Here is an 18,151-nt window from a genome sequence, read left to right as displayed (position 1 = left end):
TGAGGATGAATCGTTCAGCCCTGTAGAAACCGCTGGGCCAGGTCGAGTTGGGAGTTGGCCAGTTGATGCAGCTCCTCGCCGATCTGGGTACTGCGTCGGGACTGATCGCTGCTGGTTTGCGCCAAATTCACGATCTGGGAAATCTGGCCGTTGATCTCTTGCGCGACTTGACCTTGCTGTTCGATGGCCGAGGCCATTTGCAAACTCATGCCGGAGATCTGTCCGACTTCCTCGCAGATGCGCCGCAACGCGGTTTGGACCTGCGATACGTCTTCGCTTGACTCCCGCGCGGCCGATTCGCCGCGTTGCGCTGTGGCGAGGGCCAGGGCGCTGCCTTCACGCAACTGCTCGATGGAGCGCTGGATTTGTTCAGTGGATTCGCGGGTGCGGGTCGCGAGGCTGCGTACCTCATCGGCGACCACTGCGAAACCGCGTCCGGTCTCGCCGGCGCGTGCCGCTTCGATGGCCGCGTTCAGCGCCAGCAAATTGGTCTGTTCGGCGATACTGCGAATCACATGCGCGACGCCGCTGATTGATTCGATCGATTCCGCGAGGCGGCTGACGGCTTGGCCAATTTCCTCGACCGAGGTGCACAGGCCGGTCATCGAACGCTGGCTTTGCCCAGACATCCGGTCACCATCGCGAGCCAGGCGGTCGACGGCTTGGGTGGCTTCGGCCGCGTGTTGCAGGTTGCGCGACAGCTCTTGGATCGTGGCACTCATTTGATGGACCGCCGCGGCGGACTGCTCGGCTTCTTCAAGTTGCCGTTGCAGGTGCCCGGATTGGGTCTGCACCAGTGTCGACGATTCTTGCGCGCGTTGACGCACGGTCTCGCCGTTGATCCGGATGCGCGACATGACCGTGCGCATCCGCGTGTTCTGGCTGTTAAGGGCCATGTCAAAACGGTTGGCAACGCTGGCGCTGCCTTCCTGAAGCGGGGCCAGCAACGCGTCGCTGTAGACCTGATCGTGCCGGGCCATGATCCGGCGGACGTCCGCATGTTGTCTGGCTCGCCATTGCCAGCTCGCGGCGAATACTCCGCCGAGCACCAGAAGGCCGGGTGCCAGGTCGATCTGTCCGACAACCATGGCGCCCGTGACACCAAACCCCAGCAGCCAGGCGATGCCCTGAGTGCTGGCATGCTCCTGCACGCGCCGGGCAAAAGTCAGTGGGCCGTGGCCGTCATTCAAGCGTCGATAGAGTTTTTCCGCTCGCAGGCTTTGGGCGGCGTCCATCGGGTGATACGCCGTACCCAGCGCATTCAGCTGACCGCCCTCCAGCAGTGGCACCACATAGAGATTGCACCAGAACGTCGTGCCCTGTTTATCGCGACCCATCATGGGCGCTGTCCAGGGCACGCCGCTGCGCAAGGTCTCCCACATACGATCAATGACTCGCTTGGGCATCAGCGGATGATTGATCAGTTCGTGCGGTTGGTTCAGCAGCTCCTCTCGGGCGTAACCACTGAGCGCCACATAGGCATCGTTGCAGGCCATCAGATGGCCGAGAGTATCCAGGCGCGAGATCGGGATTTCTGGCTGCGCCGCAACGATGACCGGTGGCGTGTATTCCTTTGACTTAGCCACTGAATGCTCCCGCGATTACCAGCACTGGCCGCGTTCGGCGCGCATTTTGCGAACCATGGCGTCGAAAAATTTTACAGCGAAGCCGCTGTCCCGAATGAGCATGGCCGTGAGTTCGGCACACTTCTGGCTGATCGCTTCAGGCAGCGGATTGTCCTCACCGCCCAGAGCGCCGGCCTGGCACTGGATTTCGGCGGCGCGCTGCACTGTCCACAGCAGGAAGAACGCCTTGGCAATGCTGCTTTCGCCGACGGCAATGCCGTGATTGCGCAGCACCAGGATGTGCTTGTCACCAAGGCTGTCGATCATCCGCGCCTTTTCGTCGTCGAACAGCGTGATGCCTTCGAAGGTGTGGTAACCGATCCGTCCGTAGAGTTGCGCACCGTAAAAGTCGTTATGGGCAAAACCGGCCTTCTTCATGACGATGGCCGATATCGGCGTGGTGTGCGTATGGATCAGGCACTGGATGTCCGAACGGGCACCGTGCACCGCGCTGTGCAGGGCGAAACCGGCTGGGTTACCGTCGTAGGGCGAGTCCTCGAGCTTCTTGCCGTGCAGGTCGACTTTAAGCAGGTTCTCTGGCGTCACTTCGGTGTAATTGAGGCCGAACGGGTTGACCAGATAATGGTGCGCCGGGCCAGGAAGGCGTGCGGAAATATGGTTGAAGATCGTCTCGGTCCAGCCGAAGAAATCCACCAGGTGGTAGCAGTGCGCAAGTTGCACGCGCAGTGCCCATTCCTCGTCGCTGTACGCATGCGGTTTTGCCATTAGGGTGTGGTCCATGTCGGAGTCCTTGTCGTAGTGAGTCAGTGACGGGCCTGTTCGCCGCGAAAGCGTGCCAGGGCAATGAGGTGTCGAGTAACGGGCATCGGGATCGCCATGCCATCGGCCAACTCCAGCACTGCGTCGCCGATGGCGGCCAACTCCAGAGGGCGACCTTTTTCATAGTCCTGCAGCATCGAGGTGCGCACCGCGCCCATGCCGGCGCCGAGTTCGAGAAAGGTCCGTGGATCGATGCTCACGCGCGCGCCGTACGCGGCGGCCGTGAGCAAGGCTTCGTGCAGGCAACTGCTGACCAGGTCGCGCAACTCCGGCAGGCTGTAAAGTTGATCAAGCGTCGCGCCGGTAATCACTGAGAGCGGGTTGGAGGTGAGGTTGGCGATGATCTTGGTCCACAGATTGTCGCGAATGCGGTCGGTGGCTCGTGCTTCTATGCCGACACTTTCGATCAGTGCGCGCACACGCTCCAGCCGGGCGCTAAGGCGGTTGTCAGGCTCACCGAAAATCATCAGGTGCGGGGTGTTCGATTCAGCCACGGCGTTGGCCGGGCAGTGCGCGGTGATGAACACCACGCAGCCGATCACGTGGCGCAGGTCCAGGGCCTGGTTGAGTGTCGACTGCGGATCAACCGCGCTCACCCGTTGCCCTTCGTAGCGTCCACCTTCACCGTGGAAGTACCACCACGGCACGCCGTTGATCACCGGGATCACCGCCGTCTCGGCGCCGATCATCGGTTGCAGTTGTGGCAGCAGGCTGGCCAGGGCTTGTGCCTTGGTGCAGAGAAAAATCAGGTCTTGCACGCCAAGGCTGGCAGCGTTGTCGCTGGCCTCGACTCGCACATGATGATGACCGTCCAGATCGGATAAGTGGATGCCGTCACGGCGGATGGCGGTCAGGGTTTCACCTCGGGCCAGTACGTTGACCGTATGGCCGTTACCCGCAAGACGGGCCGCTAGGGTGCAGCCGATGGCACCGGCGCCGGCGATGCCGATGCGCAAGGAGGAAGCGTTCATCGTGACTCCGGATTATTCACAAGGGGGCGATAGGTTGTTGAACACAACAACAGTCCCCTGTAGGAAGGCCGGCTTGCTAGTAAGCCAGCTCCTGCAAGGGCGCGGTGTCAGTTGGCGAGCATTTCCTGATGCTTGCTGGCCAGGCCGAGATAGGCTTCGATCACGCGTGGGTCATCAGCCAGTTTCTGCGCCGGGCCTTGCATGGCGATCTGACCGGTTTCCAATACATAGGCGTAATCGGCTACCCGCAGGGCGGCACGCGCGTTCTGCTCGACCAGCAGAATCGATACCCCTTGCTCACGCAGCGCGGTGATGATGCGGAAGATCTCCCGGGTAATCAGCGGCGCCAGGCCCAGGCTCGGCTCGTCGAGCATCAGCAGCTTGGGCTTGGCCATCAGCGCCCGGCCCACGGCGAGCATCTGCCGTTCACCGCCGGACAACGTCGCCGCCAATTGCTCGCGGCGCTCCCACAGGCGCGGGAACAGTTCGTAGATTTCGCCAAGCGTTTCTCTGTAGCGACGGTCGCCCCGGCGATGGCGTTGAAAAGCGCCGAGCAGCAAGTTGTCGGCCACGCTCATGCTGGTGAACAATTCGCGTTTTTCCGGCACCAGGCCAAGGCCCCGCGAGACCATCACTTCCACTTCCGGCAAGGTTTCCAGGCTGCCGTCGAAATGCACCTGACCCCGGGAGCCAAGCACGCCCATGATGGCCGAAAGCAGGGTGGTCTTGCCGGCGCCGTTGGGGCCGATCACCGTCACAATCTGGCCCTTGCCGACGGTCAGGCTGGCGTCGCTCAGCGCTTCGACCTTGCCGTAGGCCACGCTCAGGCCTTTGATCTCCAGCACGGCGTCGTCGACCTGGTTGCGCGGTGCGAGGTGCGGTTCCACTTGCATGTTCATCATTCAACTCCTCCCAGATAGGCTTCCAGCACGGCCGGATCCTTCTGTACGTCTTCGGGCAAGCCCTGGGCGATCCGCTGACCGAACTCCATGACCACCACGCGATCGACCAGGCCCATGACGAAGTCCATGTCGTGCTCGACCAGCAGAATCGCCATCCCTTCGCTGCGCAGGCGACTGAGCAGGATGCCAAGGGCTTCTTTTTCTTTCAGTCGCAGGCCAGCGGCGGGTTCGTCGAGCAGCAGCAGGCACGGATCGGCGCACAAGGCGCGGGCGATTTCTAGAATCCGCTGTTGGCCGAGTGCCAGGCTCCCTGCCTCTTCATACAAATAGTCGCCCAGGCCTACGCGCTCAAGCTGACGTCTGGCTTCGCCGAGCAGTTCGGCTTCCTCGCGACGATCAAGGTGCAGGGCCGCCGCCAGCACGCCTTGTTGGCCACGCAAATGCGCGCCAATGGCGACGTTCTCTAACACGCTCATGTTGCCCAGCAGCTTCACGTGCTGAAAGGTGCGACTCATGCCCATGCGCGCCACTTGCCGGGAGTTCAGGCCGTTGATCTTTTGACCCATGAACAGCACATCGCCGCTGCTCGGTGTATCGACGCCGGAGAGCTGGTTGAACATGGTGCTTTTGCCGGCACCGTTGGGACCGATCAGCGCGAGGATTTCACCCGAACGGATTTCCAGGCTCATGTCGTTGTTGGCCACCAGTCCGCCGAAGCGCTTGGTCACATTCCGCGCCTCAAGGATCAGCTCGCCATGTTTGGGCAGTTGCCGGAGGGGAAGGGGTGCAGCCTTGGCGTCGACATTCAGGACCTTGGCGCGGACCTTGAACCGGGCCGGTATCAGGCGCGTCAACAAGGGCCACAGACCACACGGTGCGCGCTGCATAAGCACCACGATCAGGATGCCGAATACGATGATTTCGTAGTTGCCGGTGTTACCCAGCAAGTGCGGCAACCAGTCCTGCAACCATTGTTTGAGCATGGTCAGGACGCCCGCGCCGAGCAGGGCGCCCCACACGCTGCCGACACCACCGATCAGGGCCATGAACAGGTAATCGATGCCCATGTTCAAACCGAACGGCGTCGGGTTGACGAAGCGTTGGGTGTGCGCATAGAGCCAGCCGGAAATGGCCGCGAACACCGCAGAGATGACGAAGATCACCATCTTCGAGCGGAAGGTGTTGACCCCCATCGACTCGGCCATTACCTGGCCTCCCTTAAGTGCGCGAATGGCGCGGCCTTCGCGAGAATTCAGGAGGTTCTGCGTGACGACGATTGCCAGCAACAGCAGGGCCCAGATCAGGTAGAAAATATTCTCGCCCTTATCCAGCTTCAGGCCGAACAATGAAATCGATGGCAAGCCGCCGACGCCGGTATGACCGCCGAGGGATTCCAGGGTGCCGAACAAGTAGTACAGCGAAAGGCCCCAGGCAATGGTTCCCAGCGGCAGGTAATGCCCTGACAACTTGAGTGTCAGGGCGCCGAGAATCAGTGCCACTGAGGCGGTGAGCACCACGCCCGCCAGCAGCGTCAGCCACGGTGACGCTCCGGCCCAGGCCAACCATGCCGGCAGTTGTTCAGTGGTGGTCAGGTAGGCTGAGGTGTAGGCGCCCAGCCCGACGAACGCGGCCTGACCGAAACTGGTCATGCCGCCGACACCCGTGAGCAGCACCAACCCCAATACGACCATGGCGTACATGCCGATGTAATTGAGCAGGGTGACGTAGTACGGCGGCAACAGCAGCGGCGCGACGCCCACCACCAGTAACAGGGCAAGCAACAGATAGCGCGAATTCATTCTTCTTCCTCCACATGACGACTGGTGAACGAACGCCAAAGCAGGAACGGAATAATCAGCGTGAACACGATGATCTCTTTGTAGATACTGGCCCAGAACATCGAGAATGCTTCGATCAGGCCCACCGCCAGAGCGCCGAGCGCGGCGACCGGATAGCTAACCAGTCCGCCGATGATCGCGCCGACAAAGCCTTTGAGGCTGATGACGAAACCGGAATCGAAATACAGCGTGGTGATCGGCGCGATCAGGATCCCCGACAGCGTGCCGATCAGCGCGGCGAGCAGGAAGGTCGACTTGCCCGCGAGGGTCGGCGAAATACCCATCAGCCGGGCACCCATGCGGTTGACCGCGGTGGCACGCAGGGCTTTGCCATACAGCGTGCGCTCGAAGAACAGGTACAGCCCGACGATCAGCCCCAGGGACACGGCCAGCACCCAGAGCGTCTGGCTGTTGAAGGTGACCGGGCCCAGTTCCAGGCTAGCTTCGGAGAACGGTTGGGTGCGGGCGCCTTCAGGGCCGAACAGCAACAGCGCAATACCGACCATGCTGACGTGCACGGCGATCGATACAATCAGCAAGACCAATGAGCTGGCCGAGGCGATCGGCTGGAACACCAGTCGGTAGATTTGCGGGCCCAGCGGAACAACCAACGCCAGCGTCAACAAAGCCTGGACCGCCATCGGCAATTCGGCCAACGGCAAGGTGTTGATCAACACCGCCAGCAGGCCTGTATAGCCAAGCTTGAAGAGAATGCGCACGGGGAACCGAAAGGCCTGGCTTGAACGTGCCGCGCCCCATACATCGAGTGCACAGTCGATCAGCGTCAGGCCGAGCAGCAGCCAGACCAGAGCAGTCGGGTGACCGCTCTGCAACGTGGCCATGGTCAAGGCGCCGTAGGTCACGAATTCACCCTGGGGAATCAACAGGATCCGGGTCACGGTGAACACCAGGAGGATCGACAGGGCCAACAGCGCATAGATCGCGCCGTTGGTCATACCGTCCTGGCCCAGCAGCATGGCTATCTGGAAATTCATAATGAGAGCTCTTTTCTACAGATTGAATATCAGGCCCGATTGCCGGCGCGGGTTGACTCGCCGGCAATCGGGCAGGGCGCGCAGTGGGCTGTGCGCCCGGGTTTCGATCAGTTGTCGTGCAACAACATCCAGTTGCCGTTCTTCACCACGATCAATTCGCGACCGCGCTCGTCGAAGCCGCTGTGGTCCTGAGGCGTCATGTTGTAAACGCCTTGGGTGCCGGCCAGTTCGTGGCTTTGCTCAAGCGCATCACGCAGGGCTGCACGAAATTCGGGAGTGCCCGGTGCCGCTTTTTTGGCTGCAATCGGGATCGCCTGCTGTAGCAGCAGACCGGCATCGAAGGTGTTCCCGCCGAAGGTCGCCGGCTTGCTGCCGTTGAGCTTTTCGTAGGCCGTGGTGTAGTTGCTGGCGATTTTCTTCGAAGGATGGCTGTCCGGGATTTCATCCAGTACCAGCATCAGGCTGGCCGCCAGAATGGTGCCCTCGACTTTCTTGCCGCCCAGCTTGAGGAAGTCTTGCAGCGCCGCGCCGTGGGTCTGGTAGACCTGGCCGCGATAGCCCTGATCGAACAGGGTGGTCTGCGGCATCACCGCCGAACTGCCCGGCGCTGCGACCAGCACTGCATCGGGGCGGGTGGCGAGAATTTTCAGGCTCTGCCCGGTGACCGAAGTGTCCTGGCGCTGAAAGCGCTCGTTGGCCACGACCTTGATATTCTGCTGCGCTGCCAGGCCGGCCATGACCTTGGCCCAGTTCTCGCCATAAGGGTCGCCGGTGCCGATGAAGCCGAGAGTTTTCACGCCTTTTTTAGCCATGTGTTCGAACAGCGCCTTGGCGATCAGGTCATCGTTCTGCGTGGTCTTGAATACCCATTTCTTCTGCTCGGTCATTGGCAGCACCACTGCAGCGGTGCCGACCGGTGCCAGCAATGGCACGCCTGCCTCGGCGACGAACTGGATCACGCCCATGGCGTTGGGCGAGCCGCTCGGGCCGATGATGGCATCGACATTTTCTTCGTCGATCAGCTTCTTCAGCGCCTTCACCGTAGCGGTCGGGTCGCTCGCATCATCCAGAGAAATGTATTTCACCACCTGGTCGCCGGCCTGGGTCGGCAGCAACGGCACGGTGTTTTTCTGTGGTAGTCCGACCAGTGCGATCGGTCCGGTGGAGGAGGTAATGACACCGACTTTCACATCCGCCTGCGCAGCGGCGGCGCAGGCGGCACTCAACAACAACGTGGGCACGGCTTTTCTGAAAAGCATGACTTTCTCCGAAGAGTTGCAACGCTGCAAAAGGCTAATGGCCAGCCTTCCCGACCACGACGTGGTGCGAGTACGGCCCTGTTTTAGTTATCGAACTGTGGCGACACCCATGGTTTGTTACCGAGCCATCAGGGTGCTGCTCGACCATGAGCGATCGGTCGAAGGCGAAGAGGGCAAAAGCAGATTGCATGCCAGAAATTTTTCGGTGCAAGGCAGAAAGCCGTTACTGCGATGCCTGATGCGAACGCTTTGAGGCGGGCCGGCCAAGGTGATCCGAAGGGCTGGCAGTGGGGCATGTTAAGGGCGGGAAAAACCCGCAGCACGCCATATCAAACAAAGCTTTGATCTGGATCAAGGAAGCGCTCAAATGACCAAAAACCACCTGATAATAAAATCAAAAAACAGTGATTTTTTACGCTGTTTTTGGCTGTAATTTTTGGGCTGATTTATTTTTTCCTGTTTGCTTTTTCAGCGAGGCCTCTGCTCAATATTTTTCTGAATGTTTCGATGCTTTCTGTTCGTTAAATACAATTAACTAACTGATTTATAAGGTAAAAATATAAAATATTCAGGATTTTTCGTTTTTACGGCAGTGTTACCAAACTGCACGCCGTTGGTGCGAAAAGAGAAAGTCTGCACCGAAAATACACACTCTTTTATTTGGTAAAATTCAATTGACATTTCACGTAAATATTACGATTTTAGATTTAAGCGTTTTCCCCGGCCCTCGTGCCGAGGTCATCCGTTCTGGTGACACATAACGAGCAGGTAAAGAACATGTCGATCGTTGTTGAGGATTTAGCCTTAGGAGGGAATGGCCTTTCGGTCATGGTGAAAGACACCATCGATATCGCCGGCTATCCGACCCGCGCTTCAAGCAGCGCCCTGGCCGATGCGCCGGCGGCAGGCGAACATGCACGCGTGGTCCAGTCTGTTCTGGATGCGGGCTGCCGGATCACCGGTAAAACCAGCCTGCATGAATTGGCATTCGGCACCACCGGCCTCAACGCATGGACTGGCACGGCCTCCAATCCGCGCTATCCGGGCTATATACCGGGCGGCTCTTCCAGTGGTTCGGCAGCTGCGGTGGCGGCAGGCCTTTGCGACTTCGCGCTGGGCACCGATACCGGCGGTTCGGTACGGATTCCAGCGGCGTGCTGTGGTGTATTTGGTCTCAAGCCAACCTTTGGTCGTGTCAGCCGTCAGGGTGTGATGCCTGCGCGCAGTACCCTCGATTGCGTAGGTCCCCTGGCACGGGATATGGAACGCTTGATTGAAGCGATGCACATCATTGATCCCTCGTTCGCCTCCATCCCGGTGCCTGAGCATCTTGCTATCGGCGTGGTCGCGGTAGAGGCCAACGAACAAATCCACTCGGTGGTGAACCAGGCGCTGGGCCGTTCGCGCTTCAAGTTACTTGAGCAGAAGCTGCCTGGCATGGCCGCCGCGTATGACGCCGGCATGGTGATCATCAACGCCGAAACCTGGGCAGCGTGTGGCCATCTTCTGCAAACCGGTCGGGTTGGCAGCGATGTCGCCGACCGTCTGCGCGCGGCCAGTCTGACCACGGCCGAGTCCGTTGAAGAAGCCGAAATCATCCGTCGCGCGTTTATCGCAGAAGTGGACGCAGCCTTGGCCATCACCCCGATTCTGGCCATGCCGACCATGCCCGACTTCCCGTTGCTGGTCGCCGACGCGGCCGACACTCGCGCCGCCCTGGGCATGACCTCCCTGGTGCGTGCTTTCAACCTTTCCGGTCATCCGGCTCTGAGCATTCCTCTGGAAAGCGCCTCGGGACTTCCGGTCGGCCTTCAACTCATTGCCGCCCATGGCGCGGACGAACTGCTGTGTGCAGTCGCCCGCGAACTGGTCCGGCGCCTGGAAGAGTAATCGTGATGCTTACTATGGAGAAACCCATGACTGCGCCAAGCGAGCTGAATCACCAGCGCTGCGTGCCGATCACGGCGAATGAAGCGTTTCAGAAACTGCTGGTCGAGATTCGTGCGCGTGCTCGAAGCGAAGAATTCGACCAACAAAAATTCATCTCGCAGGACGTTATCGAGCAGTTCCGCAAGCTCGGCGTCTATCGGGCTCTGGTGCCCAAACGCTTCGGCGGCGACGAGCGTTCGCCGGCCGAGTTTTGCCAGATGGTGGAAGATATCTCGTTCGCCGATGGCTCCGCCGGTTGGGTCGCCAGCTTCGGTATGAGCCCGGTTTACCTGGCGGCGTTGCCGCTGGAAACCATCAAGAAAATCTATGCCGATTCGCCTGACGTGGTGTTCGCCGGCGGGATCTTCCCTCCGCAGCCTGCATCCTTTGTTGACGGTGGCCTGGAGGTCAATGGGCGCTGGAAATTTTCCAGCGGTTGCATGGGCGCGTCGCTCATCGGCGTGGGTATCAGCCCGAAAAATGGCGAGATGCTCGGCCTGCCACGACTGGCGGTGATGCCTCGGGAAAAGGTCAGAATCGAGGAAACCTGGAATGTCGTCGGCCTGGTCGGCACTGGTAGCCATGATGTCGTCGTCGAAGGCGTGGTGGTGCCGGAGGAGTGGACCTTCGTACGCGGCGGTCCATCGAGTCTTGACGAGCCGTTCTTCCGCTATCCGTCACTGTCGTTCGCCACACAGGTGTTGTCTGTGGTTGGCCTGGGCGTTGCTCGTGCGGCACTTGATGAGTTGAGCGGCATGGCCAGTGGCCGAATCTCCGTGACCGGTGCGCCGTCGTTGTCCGACCGGCCGCTGGCCCAGGTCGAGATGGCCAAGGCCGAAGCGTCGCTGCGCGCTGCACGTTCGTGGTTCTACCAGTCCATCGACGATGCCTGGACCAGCGTTCTGGCCGGCGACCCGGTGAGCGTCGAGCAGACCAATATGCTGCGCTTGTCTTCGACCCACGCCACGCGTGTCGCCGCCGATGTTGCGCGCACCGCGCAAATGCTATCGGGAATGAGCGGGGTGTACCGCACCAGTCCTCTGTCGCGTTTTGTCAACGACACCCAAGTCATTACCCAGCACGCCTTCATGGGCGATATGACCTACCAGAACGCGGGCGCGATCTTCTTCGGCAATAAGCCGCTGCCTGGCTACCTGTAATTTTTTCCTACTGATTGGTGAACCCCATGACCGATAAAAAAGCCCTGCGAGTTTTGTTCTGCATAGGCATCAACCAAAACTTTTTCGATGCTCCGCGTCCTGAAGCGCTGGAAGTCTGGGCCGCTTTCGGCGCCATGTGGAACGGCATCGCCGACCTGCCAGGCGTCACCGTGCTGGGCAACATGGACGACGATCAGAGCATGGTCGGCCCGTCTGCCGGCTGGCCCTGGACGACTTACTTGCTGGCCGATGTACCCGACATCGAAACCGTCCACGCCGCCTGCAATCTGTTTCGCACCACGGATGTCGGCAATGGCCCTTACAAACTCTGGAAGTATTGCAAGGTCGAGGCCCGTACCGGTCGCGAACTGATCATCCAGCGCTGAGTCGAGAGAAGTCGCCATGTCATCACAAGAGCATTTGCGCGCACTGGAACAGCGGCTCGAGCAGTTGGAAAGCGAGAACGCGATCCGCGCCTGCATGAATCGCTACATGTCTTTGTGCGACGAGCTGGGCGTGGATTCCCCGCTCGAGGAACTGGCCGGGTTGTTCACCGAGCAGGCGATCTGGGAAGGTAAGGGTGCCAAGTACCAGAATAGCTTTGGCGGTTACCACGGGCGTGAGGCGATCAAAGCGATGTTCGCAACCTACATGGTCGAACCGGCGCACTTTTCGCTGAACGTGCACTTCCTGACCTCGGAACTGATCCGGGTCAGCGGTGAGACCGCAGATGCCAGTTGGGTGATGTTGCAGACTTCGACCTTTGCCTCGGGTGCCTCGCACCTCAACAGCGCCCGCCTGACCGTGCGGTTCGCCCAGAAAAAAGGGCAGTGGCACATGGCGCATTTTCAGACCGAGAACCTGTTCAGCCGACCGGTAGACACCTGGAACAATGCCGCGCACCTGCCCGTACCTGGTAAGTCCGGCCAGTCCTGAAAGTAACACCCAGAATTCTTAGAGTCGGCGAATAATGCCGACGAGGAGTGATCGTGAGTAACCTGATAAACACCGTAACGCTCGACGCCAGTCCTTCCGATCTGGTCCTGCATGACCGCGTTCACACGTCGCTGTACACCGACGGCAAGATCTTCGATCAGGAGCTGGACAAGATTTTCTACAGCACCTGGATCTGGGTCGCTCACGGGAGTGAGATCCCGGAGTCCGGCAGCTACAAGAGCACCTATATCGGCAAGCAGCCGGTGATCGTCGTGCGCGACCGCAAGAAAGAAGTGCATGTGTTGCTCAACCGCTGCCGCCATCGTGGCGCAACGGTGTGCGAACACAAGAAGGGTAAGACCAACAGTTTTGTCTGCCCTTATCACGGCTGGAGCTATGCCCTGGATGGCAGCTTGCGCGGTGTGCCGCACCCGGAAAGCTACGCCGATTGCCTGGACAAGGGCGAACTGCCTTTGGTCAGCCTGCGTGTCGAGCAATACAACGGCATGATCTTCGCCACCTTCAAGGATGACATCGAGCCCCTCGCTGACTTCCTCGGCCCGGCAAAGAAGTGGATCGACCTGTTCATGAAGCAGGGCGCCGGCTACCCGGTCAAAGTGGGTGGAGAGCACCGCTTCCGCTTCCCCGGCAACTGGAAGATCCAGCTGGAAAACACCACCGACGCCTACCACTTCCCGCTGGTGCACAAGTCGTTCCTGTCGTCCGTGGATGAACAGACTCTGGAGCTCTTCGACTTCGTCGAAGGACCGGGCTACGTCGAAGACCTCGGCAACGGACACAGCGTGATGGTGATGATCCCTGACCTGGTCGACCTGGAAGCCAACCTCGACTTGCCGATCCCTGAGCGTTTCGAAGACCTGGCCGCGCAGTTGCGCGCCGAAGGCCAGGACGAAGAATCGGTCCGTCGCATCGTGCGTGCGGTCGGCGGTTCGGGCTTCAACCTCAACCTGTTCCCGAACATCGCTTGTTCCATGGCGTTCTTCCGGGTGTTGCAACCGATCGCGGTGAACGAAACCGAAATCCATCACGCCGTCATCACCATGGACGGTGGCCCGGCGGTGGCCAACCGTTATCGTCTGCGTCTGCATGAGCACTTCCAGGGCCCGATGGGTTTTGGTACTCCGGACGATTCCGAAGCCTGGGAGCGCGTACAGCGCGGCGCCAGTGCCGGCACTGATCTGTGGATCATGCTCAACCGCGGCTTGCCGGGTGAAAAGGCATCCGAAGATGGGCGGGTGAGCGATGTGAGCGCCGAGACCGGCATGCGCGCTGGTTACCAGCAGTGGAAAAAGATGATGTCGGCCTGAGTGACGGAGAACACCATGAACAACCTGCAATTGCTCAACCAAGTCAGCGCTTTCATCTGGCAGGAAGCGGACATGCTCGATCACGGCGATTTCGTCGACTGGCTCGATCTGTGGACCGAGAACGCGACCTACATCATCCCGATCGATCCGCTGGAAACCGACTTCGAGAACACCCTGAACTACGCCTACGATGATCACCACATGCGTCAGTTGCGTGTCACCCGATTGACCAGCGGCGAATCGATTTCGACCACCCCGCGGGCACGCACCGTGCGCAGTCAGTCGCGCTTTCGCGTGCTTTCAGATGAAGACGGAATTGTCACCGTGCGTTGTGCGCAGAACCTGCGTGAGTTCCGCAAGGATGTGCTCAAGCAGTACACCGCCGATGTCACGTTTGAACTGGTGCGCAGCGGTGACAGTTTCAAGATTCAGCGCAAGGTGATCCAGCTGATCAACTCCACCGATACCCTCGCCGGTATCGGCTACATCCTCTGAGGACGTTGCCATGACACAGGTTGCATTGGTCACCGGCGCGGCCCTGGGGCTGGGCAAAAGTATTGCCGAGCAACTGCTGAACGCCGGCTATCGGGTCGTGATCAGCGACCGTTCGCTGGAATCAGCACAGGTCACCGCCACTGAACTCGATGCCACGGGTGAACGGGTCCTGGCGCTTAAGCTCGATGTATCGAGGAAGGCCGATTTCGAAGACGCGCTGGCGGCCGTCGTGGCGCATTGGGGTGAATTGCAGGTGGTGGTGAACAACGCTGCGATGACCATGACCACACCGGTGATGCAGATCAGCCCGGAAGAGTTCGACCGTGTTGTGAGCGTCAATCAGCGCGGCACTTTTGTCGGCTGCCAGGTGTTCGGCAGCTATCTGGCGGCCCAGGGTTACGGGAGGATCATCAACATGGCTTCCCTGGCCGGGCAGAACGGCGGCACCGCAACCGGCGCGCATTACGCCGCATCCAAGGGCGCCATCATTACCTTGACCAAGATCTTCGCCAAGGAGCTGGCGGCGTCCGGTGTCACGGTCAACGCTATCGCCCCGGGCCCTATCGAATCGCCGGCGGTGCGCGCCGCCGTGCCGCCCGAGCGCCTGGAAAAACTGATAGAGGCGATCCCGGTCAAGCAATTGGGTAACGCCGCGTTCATCGGCAAGCTGATCGTGCAACTGGCCAGCGAAGACGCCTACTTCACCACCGGGGCGACCTGGGATGTGAACGGCGGGATCTTCATGCGCTGAGTCCACGGTTACACGGTTTGAAAAAGCAGTCGGGGGTGCCCAGATGCGCCCCCTTACAACGAAATCGGGATGGTCCTGTATGAGCGATCAATTATTGAAAGTCGTCGTGCGCAAGCGCGAAGAACAGGGCGAAGGTGTTGTCGTACTGGATCTGAGTGATCCGACGGGACAGCCTTTGCCCGCCTTCGAGGCGGGCGCGCATATCGATATCCACCTCAAGACCGGTCTGGTTCGCCAGTATTCGCTGTGCGGTGATCCGGCCAACGCAGGCGCCTATCGCTTGGGCGTACTCAAGGATCCCGCCTCGCGTGGCGGTTCGGTGGCGGTGCATGAACTGCTACAGGAAGGTCGTGAAATCGAGATCAGCCTGCCACGCAATCACTTTCCGCTGTCCAGCGATGCCAGGCGTTCGATCCTGATCGGCGGCGGTATCGGCATCACCCCGATGGTGGCCATGGCTTACGCGCTGAATGCCCGCGACAGCGATTTCGAACTGCATTATTGCGGTCGTTCACGCAGCCGCAGCGCCTTTCTCGAGGAGCTGGGTAACGCTGCGTTTGCGTCGCGGTTGAACACCCACTTTGACGACGAAGCCGCCGACCAGAAACTCGACCTACCAAAAGTGCTGGGCACTCCACAAGCTGGCGTACACGTGTATGTCTGCGGACCGGCCGGTTTCATGGACTGGGTCATTGCCCAGGTCCTGGAAGCGGGGTACGCCGACGATCATGTGCACCGCGAATACTTCCAGGTCGAAGTCGACGCTTCGGGCGCCGGTTTCGAAGTGGTCGCCCAGCGCAGCGGCAAGACCGTACAGGTTGCCGAGGGCCAGAGCATCGTCGATGCGCTGACTGCCGTGGGCATCAAGATTGAAGTGTCGTGTGAGCAAGGCGTTTGCGGCACGTGCTTGTGCGACGTTATCGAAGGCGAACCGGATCATCGCGACATCTATCTCACGGATGACGAAAAATCTGCCAATGACCAGATTCTGGTTTGCTGTTCCCGGGCCAAGTCCAAGAAACTGGTGCTGGATATCTGATAGACCGGAGGGTAAGACCATGGTCGATACAACTGGATTTCGTAACTCAATGGCAATGCTTGGTGGCGCGGTTTCGGTCATCACCACCGATGGTCCTGCGGGTCGTTTCGGGTTTACCGCTTCGGCGGTGTGCAGCGTGACTGACCAGCCACCGACGCTGTTGGTGTGCATGAATCGCTCGTCGTTTTCCAACGTGCATTTCAAGAGCAACGGTGTGCTGAGCGTCAACGTGCTGACCCCTGGGCATCAGGAGGTGTCGGGGGCTTTTTCCAACCGCAATCTCGATACCGAACAGCGCTTTTCCTGCGCATCATGGAGCACCCTGGAGAGCGGTGCGCCGTTGCTTGATGAGTCACTGGTCAGTTTCGACTGCCGTATCGCCCAGGCTCATGAAGTGGGATCGCACACAATTTTCTATTGCGAAGTATTGGGCATCCGTAATGGCGACAGCCAGGAAGGCCTGGTGTATTTCAATCGCGCCTACCACCGTTTGGGGGATGCCTCTAAAGCAACTTCCTGATGTTGAATTGCCCCAAAAAAACGATAAGACTTTCCATGATCGTTGAGTGTTTAAAATAACTATAAAGCGGTTTTCGCTGTTCTGGCGAACGACTGAGTTACGACTTTTTTGCAGTAAGTGGTTATAAAAACAATACTGCGGATTGACTGCCAAAGTTACATTTTGCTGAATTGATCTGCTTCCACTAGTCGTGCCTTCGTGCATGTAAAAAAGAAGGAAAGTTTGATGTTCCAGAAGAGCTGGGTAAGCCGTGGCGTCACCACCGCGGCCGTGATGGGGATCTTCACACCTGTGGTTGCGCAGGCTGACTTCGTAGACGACAGCCAAGTCAGTCTGGGGATGCGCAACTTCTATATCGACCGCGATTTCAAACAGCATGATGCGCCGCAATCGCGGATCGGCAGTTGGACCCAAGGCTTCGATTTTCGGGCGATCTCGGGTTACACCGAAGGCACGCTACAGTTTGGCCTGGACCTCTCGGCGCAGTACGCCTATCGCCTGGACGGCGGCGGTGGCCGTGGTCCGGACAGCATCATTCCGTACGACACCAGCAAGGGCGAACAAGTCCGGGACTATGGCCGTGCGGCGCTGACCGGCAAGGTTCGTTACAACAAAACCGAACTCAAGATAGGTGAACTTCGACCGACGTTGCCGGTGGCTTACATCGACGACTCCCGGCAATTAATCACCACCTATCACGGCGTGCAGCTCGAATCGAAAGACGTGGACAACCTGACGCTGACCGGTGGCCGTTTTACCGAGATCAGCTCCCGGGAGTCTTCCAATACCGAGAAGATGTACTTGTTCAATGGGCCCGACGTTAAACGTCGCAGTGACGGTTTGAACTTTGGGGGCGCCACGTATGCGTTTACGCCGAACTTGTCCGGCACTTACTTCTTCGGCCAGTTGGAAGATATCTACAAACAACACTATCTCGGTTTGACTTATAACCATGATCTGGGGGCCGGTTACGGCGTGAAGACCGACCTCCGTTACTTCAATAACAGCGAGGACGGCAAGGCGTTATACGGCGACATCGACAACAGGTCCTACGGGATCATGACGACCCTGAAGAAGGGTGCCCATGCTTTCGGTGTCGGCTATCAGCGCATGCTTGGCGAGTCGACATTCCCGACGCTCAACGGCTATGCACCGCAGCCTTACTTGGTGAACTGGTCGACAGTGGCGTTCGTCAAGCCGAACGAAAGCTCCTGGCAATTGCGTTATGACTACAACTTCGCGGGCATCGGTTTGCCGGGTCTGAAATTGATGACGCGTTACATGCGCGGCACGGGTGTCGACCGGGGCAACAATGCCCTCGACCAAAACGTCGAAAGCGAACGCAACATCGTGCTCGGCTATGTGGTGCAAAGCGGTCCGCTCAAAGATGTGGGTTTCGAATGGCGCCGCATTGACGTTAAGACGCGTTATGGCAATGGCAGTGCGTCGGGTGCGGACTATCAGGAGAACCGCCTGATCACCACCTACACCTGGAAGTTCTGAAATCCCCCGGGAGCCGTTCGCGGCTTCCGGGTTGCCCGCGCATCGGGCAAAGGTTTTTCAACACTGGTTTTCCTTTGCCCGGATCGCTCCTTCCGGGCTTTTTTTCGCAGCGGTTTTTAT

17 protein-coding genes are annotated in these 18,151 nt (G+C 59.4%); 10 read left to right on the top strand and 7 right to left on the bottom strand.

The features are described 5' to 3' along the window. Positions 1 to 14: 14 nt before the first annotated feature. The 7 genes from RGU44_RS09540 to RGU44_RS09510 all read right to left on the bottom strand — a co-directional run bounded on the left by RGU44_RS09540 (position 15) and on the right by RGU44_RS09510 (position 8,370). A complete protein-coding gene (locus RGU44_RS09540; RefSeq protein ID WP_322216865.1) occupies positions 15 to 1,586 on the bottom strand; it encodes a methyl-accepting chemotaxis protein in 1,572 nt (523 codons plus the stop codon). 15 nt (positions 1,587 to 1,601) lie between these two features. Further along, positions 1,602 to 2,366, bottom strand: coding sequence for a class II aldolase/adducin family protein (locus RGU44_RS09535; protein ID WP_322178795.1), 765 nt, complete (start codon positions 2,364 to 2,366; stop codon positions 1,602 to 1,604). A 23-nt stretch (positions 2,367 to 2,389) separates the two neighbouring features. Further along, entirely contained in the window at positions 2,390 to 3,376 is a 987-nt protein-coding gene (locus tag RGU44_RS09530; RefSeq protein ID WP_322178796.1) for a 2-dehydropantoate 2-reductase, read from the bottom strand. Between the two features lie 107 nt (positions 3,377 to 3,483). Next, the gene (locus tag RGU44_RS09525; protein WP_322178797.1) at positions 3,484 to 4,278 is read right to left on the bottom strand and encodes an ABC transporter ATP-binding protein; all 795 of its coding nucleotides are present in this window, start codon (positions 4,276 to 4,278) and stop codon (positions 3,484 to 3,486) included. Then, the gene (locus RGU44_RS09520) at positions 4,275 to 6,077 is read right to left on the bottom strand and encodes a branched-chain amino acid ABC transporter ATP-binding protein/permease (protein WP_322216862.1); all 1,803 of its coding nucleotides are present in this window, start codon (positions 6,075 to 6,077) and stop codon (positions 4,275 to 4,277) included. Before RGU44_RS09520 ends, RGU44_RS09525 begins: the two co-directional genes overlap by 4 nt. Then, positions 6,074 to 7,111, bottom strand: coding sequence for a branched-chain amino acid ABC transporter permease (locus tag RGU44_RS09515; protein ID WP_322216859.1), 1,038 nt, complete (start codon positions 7,109 to 7,111; stop codon positions 6,074 to 6,076). The genes RGU44_RS09520 and RGU44_RS09515 overlap by 4 nt, the downstream gene beginning before the upstream one ends. Before the next feature lie 107 nt (positions 7,112 to 7,218). Then, positions 7,219 to 8,370 carry an ABC transporter substrate-binding protein gene (locus RGU44_RS09510; RefSeq protein ID WP_322178800.1) on the bottom strand — a complete coding sequence of 384 codons (1,152 nt, stop codon included), beginning with the start codon at positions 8,368 to 8,370 and terminating at the stop codon, positions 7,219 to 7,221. 777 nt (positions 8,371 to 9,147) lie between these two features. Here RGU44_RS09510 and RGU44_RS09505 point away from each other — a divergent pair. The 10 genes from RGU44_RS09505 to RGU44_RS09460 all read left to right on the top strand — a co-directional run bounded on the left by RGU44_RS09505 (position 9,148) and on the right by RGU44_RS09460 (position 18,031). Then, positions 9,148 to 10,260, top strand: coding sequence for an amidase (locus tag RGU44_RS09505; protein ID WP_322216856.1), 1,113 nt, complete (start codon positions 9,148 to 9,150; stop codon positions 10,258 to 10,260). Between the two features lie 26 nt (positions 10,261 to 10,286). Next, positions 10,287 to 11,459: an acyl-CoA dehydrogenase family protein gene (locus RGU44_RS09500; protein WP_322178802.1), complete on the top strand. Its 1,173-nt coding sequence runs from the start codon at positions 10,287 to 10,289 to the stop codon at positions 11,457 to 11,459. A 26-nt stretch (positions 11,460 to 11,485) separates the two neighbouring features. Continuing rightward, on the top strand, positions 11,486 to 11,845 hold the full coding sequence (locus RGU44_RS09495) for an IacB protein (protein ID WP_084317862.1): 360 nt from the start codon (positions 11,486 to 11,488) through the stop codon (positions 11,843 to 11,845). A 16-nt stretch (positions 11,846 to 11,861) separates the two neighbouring features. Further along, positions 11,862 to 12,395 (top strand): nuclear transport factor 2 family protein, encoded by a 534-nt coding sequence (locus tag RGU44_RS09490; RefSeq protein WP_322216854.1) that lies wholly within the window; start codon positions 11,862 to 11,864, stop codon positions 12,393 to 12,395. Positions 12,396 to 12,448: 53 nt separating this feature from the next. Further along, entirely contained in the window at positions 12,449 to 13,723 is a 1,275-nt protein-coding gene (locus RGU44_RS09485) for an aromatic ring-hydroxylating dioxygenase subunit alpha (RefSeq protein ID WP_322216852.1), read from the top strand. Between the two features lie 15 nt (positions 13,724 to 13,738). Then, complete coding sequence (locus RGU44_RS09480) at positions 13,739 to 14,218, top strand: aromatic-ring-hydroxylating dioxygenase subunit beta (protein WP_322178805.1); 480 nt, start codon at positions 13,739 to 13,741, stop codon at positions 14,216 to 14,218. A gap of 10 nt (positions 14,219 to 14,228) precedes the next feature. Continuing rightward, on the top strand, positions 14,229 to 14,969 hold the full coding sequence (locus RGU44_RS09475; RefSeq protein WP_322216850.1) for an SDR family NAD(P)-dependent oxidoreductase: 741 nt from the start codon (positions 14,229 to 14,231) through the stop codon (positions 14,967 to 14,969). Positions 14,970 to 15,048: 79 nt separating this feature from the next. Further along, on the top strand, positions 15,049 to 16,008 hold the full coding sequence (locus RGU44_RS09470) for a PDR/VanB family oxidoreductase (protein WP_322216848.1): 960 nt from the start codon (positions 15,049 to 15,051) through the stop codon (positions 16,006 to 16,008). 19 nt (positions 16,009 to 16,027) lie between these two features. Next, a complete protein-coding gene (locus RGU44_RS09465) occupies positions 16,028 to 16,528 on the top strand; it encodes a flavin reductase (protein WP_150632634.1) in 501 nt (166 codons plus the stop codon). Positions 16,529 to 16,753: 225 nt separating this feature from the next. After that, the gene (locus RGU44_RS09460) at positions 16,754 to 18,031 is read left to right on the top strand and encodes an OprD family porin (protein ID WP_322178808.1); all 1,278 of its coding nucleotides are present in this window, start codon (positions 16,754 to 16,756) and stop codon (positions 18,029 to 18,031) included. The last annotated feature ends 120 nt before the right edge of the window (positions 18,032 to 18,151 follow it).

The organism is Pseudomonas sp. 5C2 (genome assembly GCF_034314155.1).
Classification (GTDB): Bacteria; Pseudomonadota; Gammaproteobacteria; order Pseudomonadales; family Pseudomonadaceae; genus Aquipseudomonas.
This window is presented reverse-complemented; position numbering and strand designations above follow the sequence as displayed.

Coding starts and splice junctions, on each gene's coding strand:
- RGU44_RS09460 (WP_322178808.1), top strand. CDS start 16,754: ATGTTCCAGAAGAGCTGGGTAAGCCGTGGCGTCACCACCGCGGCCGTG.
- RGU44_RS09515 (WP_322216859.1), bottom strand. CDS start 7,111: ATGAATTTCCAGATAGCCATGCTGCTGGGCCAGGACGGTATGACCAAC.
- RGU44_RS09510 (WP_322178800.1), bottom strand. CDS start 8,370: ATGCTTTTCAGAAAAGCCGTGCCCACGTTGTTGTTGAGTGCCGCCTGC.
- RGU44_RS09535 (WP_322178795.1), bottom strand. CDS start 2,366: ATGGACCACACCCTAATGGCAAAACCGCATGCGTACAGCGACGAGGAA.
- RGU44_RS09490 (WP_322216854.1), top strand. CDS start 11,862: ATGTCATCACAAGAGCATTTGCGCGCACTGGAACAGCGGCTCGAGCAG.
- RGU44_RS09525 (WP_322178797.1), bottom strand. CDS start 4,278: ATGATGAACATGCAAGTGGAACCGCACCTCGCACCGCGCAACCAGGTC.
- RGU44_RS09470 (WP_322216848.1), top strand. CDS start 15,049: ATGAGCGATCAATTATTGAAAGTCGTCGTGCGCAAGCGCGAAGAACAG.
- RGU44_RS09500 (WP_322178802.1), top strand. CDS start 10,287: ATGACTGCGCCAAGCGAGCTGAATCACCAGCGCTGCGTGCCGATCACG.
- RGU44_RS09530 (WP_322178796.1), bottom strand. CDS start 3,376: ATGAACGCTTCCTCCTTGCGCATCGGCATCGCCGGCGCCGGTGCCATC.
- RGU44_RS09465 (WP_150632634.1), top strand. CDS start 16,028: ATGGTCGATACAACTGGATTTCGTAACTCAATGGCAATGCTTGGTGGC.
- RGU44_RS09475 (WP_322216850.1), top strand. CDS start 14,229: ATGACACAGGTTGCATTGGTCACCGGCGCGGCCCTGGGGCTGGGCAAA.
- RGU44_RS09505 (WP_322216856.1), top strand. CDS start 9,148: ATGTCGATCGTTGTTGAGGATTTAGCCTTAGGAGGGAATGGCCTTTCG.
- RGU44_RS09495 (WP_084317862.1), top strand. CDS start 11,486: ATGACCGATAAAAAAGCCCTGCGAGTTTTGTTCTGCATAGGCATCAAC.
- RGU44_RS09520 (WP_322216862.1), bottom strand. CDS start 6,077: ATGAATTCGCGCTATCTGTTGCTTGCCCTGTTACTGGTGGTGGGCGTC.
- RGU44_RS09480 (WP_322178805.1), top strand. CDS start 13,739: ATGAACAACCTGCAATTGCTCAACCAAGTCAGCGCTTTCATCTGGCAG.